At 57.3% G+C, this 13203-nt stretch carries 10 protein-coding genes; 4 read left to right on the top strand and 6 right to left on the bottom strand.

Annotated features, from left to right (window positions below):
- Positions 1-342 precede the first annotated feature (342 nt).
- Positions 343-750, top strand: a complete 408-nt coding sequence (locus H6B10_RS07215) for an RrF2 family transcriptional regulator (RefSeq protein WP_204650975.1) — start codon at positions 343-345, stop codon at positions 748-750.
- A 63-nt stretch (positions 751-813) separates the two neighbouring features.
- Here the strand turns inward: H6B10_RS07215 and H6B10_RS07220 are convergent, their stop codons facing one another.
- Complete coding sequence (locus H6B10_RS07220) at positions 814-2142, bottom strand: SGNH/GDSL hydrolase family protein (RefSeq protein WP_204650976.1); 1329 nt, start codon at positions 2140-2142, stop codon at positions 814-816.
- A 161-nt stretch (positions 2143-2303) separates the two neighbouring features.
- The gene (locus H6B10_RS07225) at positions 2304-2951 is read right to left on the bottom strand and encodes an ECF transporter S component (protein ID WP_204650977.1); all 648 of its coding nucleotides are present in this window, start codon (positions 2949-2951) and stop codon (positions 2304-2306) included.
- Between the two features lie 159 nt (positions 2952-3110).
- Here H6B10_RS07225 and H6B10_RS07230 point away from each other — a divergent pair, with 159 nt between their 5' ends.
- Positions 3111-4508, top strand: a complete 1398-nt coding sequence (locus H6B10_RS07230) for a PLP-dependent aminotransferase family protein (protein ID WP_204650978.1) — start codon at positions 3111-3113, stop codon at positions 4506-4508.
- 70 nt (positions 4509-4578) lie between these two features.
- On the opposite strand, the gene H6B10_RS07235 is transcribed toward H6B10_RS07230, so the two are convergent.
- The 4 genes from H6B10_RS07235 to H6B10_RS07250 all read right to left on the bottom strand — a co-directional run bounded on the left by H6B10_RS07235 (position 4579) and on the right by H6B10_RS07250 (position 10503).
- Complete coding sequence (locus H6B10_RS07235) at positions 4579-5475, bottom strand: SPFH domain-containing protein (protein ID WP_204650979.1); 897 nt, start codon at positions 5473-5475, stop codon at positions 4579-4581.
- Between the two features lie 31 nt (positions 5476-5506).
- On the bottom strand, positions 5507-5956 hold the full coding sequence (locus H6B10_RS07240) for an NfeD family protein (RefSeq protein WP_204650980.1): 450 nt from the start codon (positions 5954-5956) through the stop codon (positions 5507-5509).
- A gap of 253 nt (positions 5957-6209) precedes the next feature.
- Positions 6210-8060 carry a glycoside hydrolase family 13 protein gene (locus tag H6B10_RS07245; protein WP_204650981.1) on the bottom strand — a complete coding sequence of 617 codons (1851 nt, stop codon included), beginning with the start codon at positions 8058-8060 and terminating at the stop codon, positions 6210-6212.
- Between the two features lie 70 nt (positions 8061-8130).
- Positions 8131-10503, bottom strand: a complete 2373-nt coding sequence (locus H6B10_RS07250; RefSeq protein ID WP_243427301.1) for a glycogen/starch/alpha-glucan phosphorylase — start codon at positions 10501-10503, stop codon at positions 8131-8133.
- 298 nt (positions 10504-10801) lie between these two features.
- On the opposite strand from H6B10_RS07250, the gene H6B10_RS07255 reads away from it, so the two are divergent.
- Both H6B10_RS07255 and H6B10_RS07260 read left to right on the top strand, forming a co-directional pair.
- Positions 10802-11179 carry a cell division protein ZapA gene (locus H6B10_RS07255; protein WP_204650982.1) on the top strand — a complete coding sequence of 126 codons (378 nt, stop codon included), beginning with the start codon at positions 10802-10804 and terminating at the stop codon, positions 11177-11179.
- Positions 11176-13203 (top strand): DUF3656 domain-containing U32 family peptidase (locus H6B10_RS07260; protein WP_204650983.1); only part of this gene is annotated, 2028 nt, incomplete at its 3' end. The genes H6B10_RS07255 and H6B10_RS07260, both read left to right, overlap by 4 nt.

Below are 13203 nucleotides of genomic sequence, written 5' to 3' on the forward strand. Positions count from 1 at the left end.
CGACACCCCGCTGTGTTTCTTTCTTTACGCGCCGAAATTCACGCATGAGAAAGCAGGCACAGGCCGCCGAAGCAAACTGCACATGCACATCATCATACCAAAGCGGCTGCTGCGGTTCATAGGCCGGTGTTCTCCTTTCCCTTGGAATCTGGCAAGCCGGTAAACGGCTTCTCTGGGTATAAGTATAGTCTTGTTTACGGTTTCTGTCAACACTTTTTGCATAAAATAGCGCAAATTTCAGAATTTTATACAAAAGGGGCCAAAAATCAACAAAGGGGTTGCCAATTTCCTACAAGTATGGTATGGTAATAGTAATCCAATCAAACAGAAAGAGGTACCCGGATGAAATTTTCGACCCGAGACCGCTATGCGCTGCGCCTGATGGCTGAACTGGCCCACCATGGCGACACGCTGGTTCCCTTGAAAGAAATCAGCGATACCCAGCAGATCAGCCTGAAATACCTGGAACAGATCATCACGCCGCTGACCAAAGCAGGGTTGGTGATCAGTGTGCGCGGGGCACAAGGCGGCTACCGCCTGGCCCGCCCGGACACCGAGATTACCGCAGGAGAGATCCTTCGTGCGGTAGAAGGGGAACTGACCGCTATCCCCTGCCTGGGTGCCAATGTGGAATGCCCCCGCCGCGACCAGTGCCAGACGCTGGGATTCTGGTGCGGACTGAATGACCTGATCAACCAGTATGTGGATCACATCACACTGGCCCAGTTGCGCGCCGCCAATGAAACCTGAGATCATACCAAAAAACTCCGCAGATTCCCAAGGGAATGCTGCGGAGTTTTTTGTATGGATTGGTCAGGAGGCGGATTCCGACTCCGTAGATGTAGCAGTGTCTGCAGGCGGCGTTACCACTGTGTTGCCACCATCTGTGGCAGTACTGGAGGAGGATGTATCGGTAGACTCCGGCGGCGGGGCCTCGGTGGGAACCGGAGTGGGCGCCTGCGTAGGCTCTGGCGTAGGTGCTGGCGTGGGAACCGGCGTGGGCTCCGGTGTAGGTGCCTGGGTCGGCTCCGGCGTAGGCTCCGCTGTAGGTTCCGGAGTTGCCTGTTCTACGGGCGGTTCGGTGGGGGCTGGCGTAACTACCGGAGCTTCGGTAGGAGCCGGTGTGGTCACCACTTCCTGGCTGGTAGATTCCGGCTGCGACTGAGACGTTGTGGAACTGGCCGAAGACGTGTTGGTAACGTTGGAAGCAGTGGAAGCAGAAACATCCTTATCACCAATATGTTTGGCCACATTTTTGACGGTGGGACGGTCATCCTCCGTAATATAGCTGTGGGTACGCACGTACTCAAACAGTTCTTCCATGGCTGCCTTGGCCAGGTGGATGCCGTCGCTGGATTCCACATAGCCGCTCTTGGCATACCCGGTGCTGGCATCTTTGAGTACCTCGGCGCTGTTCAGGAACTTCCAGTCGTTTTCCTTGCACATTTCCACCAGCGCTTTGTTGTACTCGTCCACCTGGGTCTGGGTCAGGTTCTGGTTGGAATGTTTTTGTCCCAGCGGCGGGATCGAGTTGACAATGATATCCACACTGGGGTAGGCTTCCACAATGGTCTTGATGCCTTCCTCATAGTTTTCGACAAAACTTTCTGCAGAATAGCTGGGGCTCAGATCGTTGGTGCCAAAGGTCAGAATCACCCGCCGGGGCTGCATCAGCGATACCGCCTTGGCCATGGTGACATAGTTGGAATATCCCTGCAGCTGCACACAGGCATACGTGGCCAGGGAGCGGGCACTCATGCCCACCGACCCGATGGCGTTGTCGTAGGTACAATAATCGAACATACGGTACATGCGTGCCGTATTGCTGTCGCCCAGGAACAGGGTTTCGTCCACGTAGTCCTGCCCGGCATCTTCACTTTCTTCCAGAATGGTGGAAGTGTACTGGGTCTGGTCAATGGCGTTCTGGTCCTTGTCGTACCCGCTTTCGGTAACCAGGGACTCGCTCTCCGACGCGGAATCGGAGTCGCTCTCACTGCTCAGCGCGCCAAAACCACCCACGAGCAAAAAGGAAATCACCACAGAAACCAGCAGCATCAGACTGCACAGCCCCATAACAATGTACATTTTGCTCCGTATATCCAGCGGTGTTTTCTCTGCTTTCTTTTTTGTTTTGCCTGCCATCGCGTATCCTTTCGCGCAAAGATTGCCTTTACGGTATATTTCTATACATACAGTGTTTATTGTACACTATTTTTCGGGCCAGCGCCAGCCTTTTCTCAATTTTTACATATTTTGGCGCACAAAAAACATCCCCCTGCCGAAGCAGAGGGATGCAAACCGAATCATTCACTTACCAGAAGATGTGCTTTGCGCAGCGCAGGTTCCAGCGCCAGATACAACGCCACCGCGCAGACCGTTGACAGCAGGGAGTTTACCAGGGTCACACCCCCGGCCACCTTTACAAAAATGGTAGCCACCTCCACCGGCTGCCCGAAAATGTACCGGTCCCGGAAATACCCCACCAGCGGGTCGGTGAACACATTCACCAGCAAGCCGCTGAAAGCACTGACGGTCACCAGCGCCACATACCGGAAACTGCGCTCCGGCTTCCCCTTCCGCGCATGGAGCAGCTTATGGGCGGTTGCGCCGCAGACCAGGCCAATGATAAACTTCAAAATGAAGGTAGTAAAGGCATAGCCCGGGTCCCCGGCGATCACATCGGCCAGCGCCAGACCAATGGCCCCCGCCAGACCGCCCGACACACCGTCGAGAAGCATGGCGGTCAAAGCCGTAAAGGTATTCCCCAGATGGAACGAGGAACCACCCGCAAAAGGAATACGGAAAAACTCATAGGCCACAAAACTCAAGGCGGCCATAACACCGATCATGCTGATTTTCTGTACCGTGAATTTCGTCCGGGTAAGCGCCGCAATCAGCAGCGCCAATGCTACCGCTCCAAACAGCAGCAACCACATCATTGCTGTATCCATAATTCTGTATACACACCCCTTTATCTCACTTTCCGCGTAGTTGCATTCCGCGGTTGACAAATTTTCTCCTGCAGGGTATGCTCCTATTATAGCTTGTTCTGGCTCCAGATAAATGCCCAGTTTTTGATTTTTTTATGGTGCCAGTTGGGAGGACTATCCATGATCGAGTTGAATCCCGAAGAAAAAACGCCTTTATATGAACAGCTGTATGCCGCACTGGCGGACGAGATCCGCAGCGGTCAGCGGGCTCCCGGCACCGCTTTGCCGGGGCGCCGCACCATGGCAGCACAGCAGGGCGTCAGCGTAAACACCGTAGACACCGCTTACCAGATGCTGGCCGCAGAAGGCCTTGCAGAAGCCCGGGCACGCAGCGGTTTTTACGTGCAAAAAACCTACGGCATGCTCCACAACCGCACGGCACGTCCGCGCAGCCAGGAGCCTGCAGTGCCAGAGCCACCTTCTCCCGCATTGCGGTACGACCTTTCCACCGGCAGCGTGGACACCGACCTGTTCCCCGCCCGCAGCTGGGGACGCATCCAGAAAGAACTGCTGTACCAACACCCGGAACTTTTGCAGCGAGGTGAAATGCAGGGTGACGAAGCCCTGCGCGTGGAAATTGCCCGGTATCTTTCTGCCTACCGTGGTGTGGAATGCACACCGCAGCAAATTGTAGTGGGTGCCGGCATTGAATATCTGCTGGGGTGCCTGGCCCATCTGTTTGCCGACGGAATCGCAGCGGTAGAAAACCCCGGCTATTCCCGGACCCGCGCCGTACTGCAGAACAACGGCATCCGCTGCACCCTTGTGGATATCGATCAGGACGGGCTGTCTGCGCAGGCATTGGAAGAAAGCGGCGCCAATCTCTGCTATTTGACGCCCAGCCACCACTTTCCTACCGGCGTAACCATGCCGGCGCCGCGGCGTGCGCAAATTCTGGCCTGGGCAGCCGCACGGCCCGGGCGCTATATTCTGGAGGATGACTACGACTCGGAATTCCGCTTTGACACCCGCCCACTGCCCAGTTTGCAGGGCATGGCCGGCCCCGACGGACCGGTTGTCTACCTGACTACCTTCTCCAAAAGTCTGGCCCCCGGCATCCGTATTGCCTGCATGGTACTGCCCCGCAGCCTGCTGACCCGTTACCGACGGGATTTTGCGGTGTATGCCAACACCGTGGGACGCTTTGAACAGCAGACCCTGGCCGCTTTTATGGCCGGCGGTTATTTTACCCGCCACCTGGCCCGGATGCGCCTTGTATACAAGCGCCGGATGGAATCTTTTGCCGCTGCGTTGCGGCGGGAACTCCCCGGCGTCACCCTGGGCAGTGTACACAGCGGACTTCATTTTCTTTTGACCTTACCCGGTGCGGGAGGAGAATCCGCCATGGTGGAGGCTGCGGCGCAAGAAGGGGTACGCCTGCGTGGATTGCACGAATACTACCTGGCGCGGCCGGAACTTTGCCGCCCGGATACCGTCGTTGCCGGATACTCCGCCCTGAAAGAAGAGGATATTCCCGCCGTAGCCGCTGCCCTGGCACAGGCCTGGGTACATTCCTGAAATAAATAAGCACACAAAAAGAGGGACGACCTTTACGGTCGTCCCTCTTGCTTTTCAGACTGGATGGTTTTTACTTGGCAGTTCCGCCGGAAATTTCCTGAATCGCGGCCACCGTAGCGGCCAGGTTCTGCATATCGCTGGGCACAATCAGCTTGGTAGCCTTGCCGTCGGCCACTTTCTCCATGGCTTCCATGCTGCGCAGAGCCAGGAAGTTGTGGTTGGGATTGGCTTCGTTGATCATGCGGATCGCATCTGCCTGGGCTTTCTGCACGGTGAGCAGTGCCTCGGCTTCACCTTCGGCTTCACGGATACGCTGCTGTTTCACAGCTTCGGCACGCAGAATGGCCGATTCCTTTTCACCTTCGGCACGGGTGATGGCGGCCTGCTTTTCGCCTTCGGCCAGCAGGATGGAGGCACGCTTCTCGCGGTCAGCCTTCATCTGCTTTTCCATCGCCTGGCGAATTTCCAGCGGCGGTTCGATGTTTTTCAATTCCACACGGTTGACCTTGATGCCCCAGCGGTCGGTGGATTCGTCCAGGCTGGCGGTAATGCGGGTGTTGATGGCATCCCGGCTGGTCAGGGTTTCGTCCAGCGTCATGGAACCGATGATGTCACGCAGCGTCGTGGCGGACAGGTTCTCAATGGCCTGAATGGGGCGGTTGACACCGTAGGCGTACAACTTGGCATCAAAAACCTGGAAGAACACCACCGTGTCGATCATCATGGTTACGTTATCGCGGGTGATCACCGGCTGGGGCGGGAAATCGGCAGCTTCCTCCTTGAGGGAAACCTTGCGGGCAACCCGTTCCACAAAGGGCGTGCGGATATGCAGACCGGCACCCCAGGTATCTTTGTAGACACCCAACCATTCGGTTACATAGGCGTTGGACTGCGGCACGATCACAATGCAGCGGACCAAAATGATCAGGATCACGACCAGAAGAATCGCAAAAATCAGAAGCGGCATAACAGGGACCTCCTTTTTTCTTTTGCAGCAATCAAGCGGTAGCTGTTTCCACAGTCACCGGACATACAATTAAAACAGCGCCATCCACATCCGTAACGCGGCAGGGTGTTCCCTGGGGCATGGGTGCCTCGGCACGGGCCTGCCAATCCAGACCATCTACCCGCACACGCCCCAGATAACCGGGGTTGATATCGGCCAGAACGACGCCCTGTTTGCCAATGGTCAGCGGAGAGCCGTTGGTAACCGGAGCCTTGCGTTCTTTACGGCGTTTTGCCAAGGTAGGTACCATAACAAGCAGCGCCACCGCCGAAACAACGGCAAAAACAGCAGCTTCCACAGACAGGGATTGAGTGAAAAAGCTGGCAATCAGTGCGGCGGCAGCACCTACGGCAAACCAGATGGAAACCAGCGCCGTGGTGGAAGCTTCCAAAATAACAAAGACAATCACTGCAACGAGCCAAAACAACGTATCAGGTGACATAGAACAAAACCTCCTCCCGTGCAAGCGGATATCTTTGTGAACACTTTAACATTTTAAAGAGGCACTGTCAAGATTTCCAGTTGTAAAATTATGGACATTCGCGTCGATTTTTGTACAAAACCCACAACCGGATGTGGACCGCTTGTTGCTTTCGGCAAATCCCGTACTTTCGGGCAAAACAACCGTTGTTTCCGCCTGCCGCAAAGAAAAAAGCTGCCTGTACGAAGCAGGCAGCTTTTGATTGACAAAAAACTCAGTAGATGGAAAAATACCCCACATGTTCCGGCGCGTTATCCTCCACCAGAACGGTAAATCCACCGGGGTTGACCTCCGTGGATTTACCAAAAGCCGTTTCGGCCAGCAGATGCGGGCCGCGGTTGAGGATGATCTCGGCCGTCTGGGTCTTGCCCACCCGCCGGTAATGGAGCACATCTCCCTCAGCGCGCAGAATTTCCATGGTGCCGCCGTCAAAAGCGTCGCAGGTTTTGCGCAGCCGGGACAGGTTACGCATGGGGCCCCGCAACCGTTCTTCGGTAGAGTTCCAGTCGAAGAACGCACGGTTAAAGGGGTCACGGTATCCCTGCATACCGATTTCATCACCATAATACACACAGGGTACGCCGGGCAGCGTAAAAATCATGGCGTAACCCAGCAGCAATTTGTGCAGCCCTTCTTCCACCTTATACGGCGCTATCCGGCGTCCGCTTTGCCAATAACGATCACGACCGTTGGCCGGTTCCCCCGCAATGGCGGTGAGTGCCCGCTCCGTATCATGGGTGGATAGGAAATTCATCAGGCAGTTCAGCGCCGGGGGCGGGTAATTCTCACAGATGCTCAGGATCTGCTCACTCACCGCCGCCACATCGGCGCCACGGATAAAGTCCAGTACGGCGTTGCGGAAAGGATAGTTCATAACTGCATCCAGCCCTTTACCCCGCAGGTAGGTGCGGCGCTGGCCAAACGCTTCCTTGGTGGTGGCATCCTCCCACACTTCGCCGATCAGCAGTTTGTCCTCACCATGAGATTTCACGGCCTGACGAATCTTTTCAATAAATTCATCCGGCAGTTCGTCGGCCACATCCAGCCGGAAGCCGGAGGCTCCCAACCCCAGCCAGGTATCGATGACGCCGCCCTTGCCGCAGACGAATTCTTCATAGGAAGGCGAATCTTCCTGCACTTCGGGCAGCGTTTCAAAGCCCCACCAGCAGCGATAACCGCTGGGATAGCCGGAATCGAAATCATACCAGCTGCGGTAGGGAGAATGGCGGTCACGGTAAGCGCCGCCGGGGCCATAGCGGCCCTCGCGGTTGAAGTACACCGAATCGGAACCTGTATGGCTGAACACACCATCCAGAATGATGCGGATCCCCTCCTGCTTGGCAGCGGCGCACAGGGCGGCGAAATCCTCGTTGGTGCCCAGCAGCGGGTCCGTTTTCAGGTAGTTGGCCGTATTGTAACGATGGTTGGCGTGCGCCTCAAAGATGGGGTTGAGGTAAATGCAGGTGACACCCAGATCCCGCAGGTAGGGCAGTTTTTGCTGGATACCCGCAAAATCGCCGCCGTAGTAATCCATATTCAGGTAGCCGTCATCCTGCTCAGTGGGCCAGAAATAAGGCTCCCCTGTCTTGTCTGCCCGATAAATGCGATCCGCAAAGGGCATAGGCTTGTTGGGCACACCCTCGCAGAAACGGTCGGGGAAAATCTGGTACATGGTACCGTTGCGGAACCACGCGGGCGTCTGGAAATCCGGTTCGTAGACGGTCAGCTGCCAGCTGGCACCGCCCGTCCAGCTGAGTACGCCTTCCCCGCTGGTGCCGCGGTAAATTTTGCGGAAATCGGTGTACAGGTCAAAGTAGTAAAAGTACAGTCCCGGCGTGGTGGGTGCAATGGTAAAGGTAAAATGGTTCACCTGGGGTGTCTGGCCATCAAAATTCATGCGGTAGTGGACGGGGTCCTCCCGGTCTTTGGTCAGAACCAGGTGAGGGTCCACATAGCCCAGGTGTTCCGGAACGGTCAAATGAAAAGTCACTTCCTGCCCGGCGCGCACCGCTCCAAAAGGCGTTTTGCAGGCAGAATCAAAGCTGTTGTAAAATGTGTGCGGCATACAAAGCCCCCTGTTCAGAATAAAAACTGCCGCGGTCAGACGGCCGCGGCAGCAAAATTACACAGGGAAATTATTTGACCGGCGTGGCGCCCCAGATGTCGCGCGCGTAGTCCATGATGGAACGGTCGGCGCTGAAGATGCCTGCATTGGCAATGTTCATCAGGCTCATCTGGTTCCACTTCTTCTTGTCCTGGTACAGCTGCTGGACAGTCTGCTGGGCACGGCGATAATCCTTGAAGTCCGCCATGACCATATACGGGTCAGAGTTGCGCAGGTTGTTGGTCACTTCGCTGAAGTTCTCGCCATTCCAGCCCTTCTCCAGCATATCCAGAACCGCCATAGCGGTGTTGTCGCCGGAAATGAAGGCGGACGGATGGTAACCCATACCCTTGAGCGCGTTGACTTCGGGCGTGAGCATACCGAAGATGATCTCGTTGTCATGACCGGCCGCATCGGCGATCTCCACGTTGGCGCCGTCCAGGGTGCCCAGGGTGATGGCGCCGTTGAGCATGAACTTCATGTTGCCGGTGCCGGAAGCCTCGGTGCCGGCCAGAGAGATCTGCTCGGACACTTCGGAAGCGGGCATCAGACGTTCAGACAGGGTGACGCAGTAATCCTCCAGGTAGACGATGCGCAGCTTGCCGCGAACCGCGGGATCTTCGTCGATCATCTTGCCCAGCTTGCAGATCATGCGGATCATCTGCTTGGCCATATAGTAGCCAGGAGCCGCCTTGGCGCCGAAGATGTAGGTCTTGGGCGTGAACTCGGCGTTGGGGTTGTTCTTCAGATAGAGGTACTCTGCCGCAATGTTCAGGGCGTTCAGGTGCTGACGCTTGTACTCATGCATGCGCTTGACCTGGCAGTCAAAGATGGAGTTGGGATCGATGACCTGGCCCGTGGACTTCTGCAGGTAGTTGGCAAAGAGGATCTTATTCTCGTGCTTGACCTTGCCCAGCTTCTCCAGCACAGCAGAATCATTGGCGAACTTCTCCAGCTTTTTCAGCTCGGAGGCATCGGTCTTGAAACCGTCGCCGATGGTTTCTTCCAGCAGGTTGGTCAGGCCCGGATTGGACGCCAGCAGCCAGCGGCGGTAAGCAATGCCGTTGGTGACGTTCTTGAACGCCTTGGGCTTGAACAGATAGTAGTCGTGGAAAACGCTGTCCTTGATGATCTCGCTGTGCAGCTTGGACACGCCGTTGATGGCATGGCAGACATAGGCACAGATGTTGGCGGTGCGGACCTGGTTATCGCCCAGGATGGCCATATAATTGATCTTGCCGTAGTCACCGGGGAAGGCCTTCTCCAGTTCAATGCGGCAGCGGCGGTCCATCTCGCAGACGATCTGCCAGATACGGGGCAGCGTGCTGCGGAAGATATCGGCGTTCCACTTTTCCAGAGCTTCGCTCATGACGGTGTGGTTGGTGTACGCAAAGACTCTGCGGCAGATGTCGAAAGCGGCATCCCATTCGTAGCTGCACTCATCCAGCAGGATGCGCATCATTTCGGGGATGGCCACAGTGGGATGGGTATCGTTCAGCTGGATGGCCACCTTGTCGGGCAGGTTATCCAGGGTGCCGTACTGGTTCAGGTGGTTCTGCAGGATGTCGGCAATGGAAGCAGCCGAGAAGAAGTACTGCTGACGCAGACGCAGGATCTTGCCCTCGGTATGGTTATCGTTGGGGTAGAGGATCTTGGAGATCAGCTCGGCAGAAGCAGACTGGCTGATGGCGGTGTTGTAGTTGCCGGCGTTGAAGCTGCTCATATCGAAGCTGGGCGCCTTGGCCTGCCACAGACGCAGCTTGGAAACACCCTGGCTGCCGTAACCGGCCACGTACATATCGTTGGGCACGGCGATGACGGAGTTGTAGTTCTCGTACTTGACGTGATGGAAGCCGCCCTCCCAGGTCTCGATGGCCTGGCCGTCAAAACGGATTTCCTGCGCCTGGTCGGGGTGGGACTTGATCCACACCTGGCCGCCGGGCAGCCAGTTGTCGGCAGTTTCCTGCTGCCAGCCGTCCACGATCTTCTGCTTGAAGATGCCATACTCATACAGGATGGAGTAACCGGTGCCGGGGATGCAGTCGGTGGCCATACCGTCCAGGTAGCAGGCTGCCAGACGGCCCAGACCGCCGTTGCCCAGACCTGCGTCGGGCTCCCGGTCGTAAATGGTATCGATCTTGATGTCAGCATCGGCCAGCACGCTCTCGGCGACTTCGTTCAGGCCCAGGTTGAACAGGCTGGTGCGCAGGCTGCGGCCCATCAGGAATTCCATGCAGAGGTAATACACCTGCTTCTTGCCCTCGCCCAGCACTTTGGACTGGAAGCGCTTCTGACGGTCGGACATGATCTGGCGGGTGATGGAAGCCAGGCAGCGGTAGATCTGATCGGCGGAAGCAGTGTCCAGAGTGACATTGCATTCGCTCATCAGAGTATCTTTGAGCATCTTCTCAAACTCACGCTTGGTGTATTTCAAAATCGTTCTCTCCTTACCTTATTTGTTTTGGGATCACTGATTTTTTATAAAGTTTAACGGCACCTGAAATTGCCATATTATTGATTATAGCCAAATTTAAGGGATTGCGCAAGGGAATTTTGCCTGTTTATCAGGTTTTTTACACTTTTCCACAAAAAGGTCTTTTGCTCACCTTTGTTTTGTATTATAATATCGGTAAGATTTTTCTCCCCAGCCCTGCCGTGCGGGGTTAAATTTGAACATAAAGCAGGAAGGAGCACAATTTTTTATGGGAATGGCTACCTCAAAAGTGCGTCTGAACATCTGCGGGTCCAGCTATGTGGTCAACACCAGCGAGAGTGAAGACTATATGCAGAACCTGGCCGACCGGCTGAACCTGGACATGAACGAGCTGATGGCTTCCTCCAACTCTGTTTCCATCACCACCGCAGCCGTAATGACCGCCCTGAACTACCGCGACGAGCTGGAAAAAGCCAGCGGCAGTGCCGATAATATGCGCCGCCAGATCAAGGATTATCTGGAGGACGCCGCCAGTGCCAAGATGGCCGCCGAGGAAGTACGCCGGGAAAACGCGGCCCTGAAGCGCCGCATCGATGAGTTGGAGCGCCGTCTGCGCCGCTCCCAGAACAGTCAGGAGATGCCGTGAGCCGCCCGCTGGAGATTCTGGCCCCCGCGGGCAACCGCGAAATGCTTGGCGCCGCTGTGTTCAGCGGCGCTGATGCTGTTTATCTGGGGCTTACCGGATTCAATGCCCGGCGCACCGCGGGCAATTTCACTCCCGAAGAACTGCAGGAGGCTGTGGCCTTCTGCCATGCCCGTGGGGTACGGGTGCATGTTACACTGAACACATTGGTCTATGCCCGGGAGTTGGACGGGCTGGCCGACGCCGTACGCGCCGTAGCCCAGGCAGGCGCCGATGCTGTCATTGCGGACGACCTGGCCACGGCGCAGCTGGTCAAACAGATTGCCCCCACGCTGCACCTGCACGGTTCCACCCAGATGAGTGTACACACCGCCGCCGGTGCCAAAGAGCTGGCGGCCCTGGGGTACGACCGGGTGATTTTGGCCCGGGAACTTTCCCTGGAAGAGATCCGGTCCGTATGCGCCGAAAGCCCCATTGAGTGCGAAGTGTTCGTACACGGGGCCTTGTGCATGAGTGTCAGCGGTCAGTGCATGATGAGTGCTTTCCTGGGCGGACGCAGCGGCAATCGCGGCGCCTGCGCGGGACCTTGCCGCCTGCCTTTCGACGCTTCTGCCGGGCTGGCGCCCGGCAAACCCGGCCAGGCCTGCCATTTGAGTCTGAAAGACATGGATCACATCCCCCATCTGCGGGAACTGATGGAGGCCGGTGTGGCCAGCGTAAAGATCGAAGGCCGCCTGCGCACCCCGGAATACGCCGCCGCCAGCGTGGCGGCCTGCCGCGCCGTACGGGAAGGCCGCCCTTATGACGAAGCACTGGTGCGGGATATATTCTCCCGTTCCGGCTTCACCGACGGGTATCTGACCGGGCGCAACGACGGTTCTATGTTCGGTGTGCGCACCGAGGCGGACGCCGCCGCCACCCGGGCTGCCACCCCCAAGGCACGGGAACTCTTCCGCCGGGAACTGCAGCGCATCCCCGTACAGTTTGCCGTCACCTGCGAAGAGGAAGGTGTCAAACTGGCCGTGACCGACCACGAAGGCCACAAAGCCGTGGTATACAGTGAGGAAATCCCCCAGCCCGCCCAGAAGGACCAGAAACCGGCCATTGAGCGGGCCCTGGGTAAGACCGGCGGCACCCCCTTTCTTTGTGAAAAAGTCGAGCTTTCCGGTACGCCCGGGTTCCTGCCGGGCAGCGTATGGAACGAGCTGCGCCGGGAAGCGTTGGAAACGCTGCTGGAAAAGCGTTCTTCTGTAACACCCCATGCCGTACAGCCCTATCTGCCGCCGCGTTTTGCCGCCCACAGTGTGGGGACCGTGCCCGCATTGGCCGCGCGTTTTTCCACCGTGGAACAATGCCCGGCCGCCTTTGCGGAAAAGCTGCAGTGGCTGGTCTTTCCCATTGCCGAGGCCGAAAAAATTCCCGCCGACTGGCGCGAAAAAACGCTGCTGGAACTGCCGCGGGTCATGTTCGGCAAACTGGAAGCCCAAACCGCCGAACGGCTGAACGCTTTGCGGAATGATGGTTTTGCCGGCGCCGTTGCCAACAACGCCGCCCATCTGCTGCTTGCCAAAGACTGGCCGCTGTACGGCGGCCTGGGCCTGAACATCACCAACCCGATATCTGCGGCCCGCTACGCCGAACTGGGCCTGGAGGGCATGCTGCTCCACCCCGAAACCGCCGTCAACGCCATGCAGGCAGTGGCCCCCATGCGGGACGGCAAGCCCCTGCCCTCCGCAGCCCTCTGCTACGGGCATATTCCCCTGATGCTGACCCGTGCCTGCCCGCTGCGCAACGTGCACAGCTGCGCGCAATGTTCCGGCGGCGGTACCTTACGGGACCGCAAAGGCCGGGATTTCACCGTGACCTGCTCGGTCCCCGGCGGTGCGGGCATTCGTACGGTGTTCAATCCGGTACCCCTGTACATGGGCGACCGGCTGGCCGAACTGCCTGTTGATGTGGCGGTCGCGGCTTTTACCACGGAATCCCCTGCCCGTGCAGCCCAGATTTTGGCAGCGCTGGCGGCGGGG

The organism is Gemmiger formicilis (assembly GCF_016901605.1).
Taxonomy (GTDB): Bacteria; Bacillota; Clostridia; order Oscillospirales; family Ruminococcaceae; genus Gemmiger; species Gemmiger formicilis_B.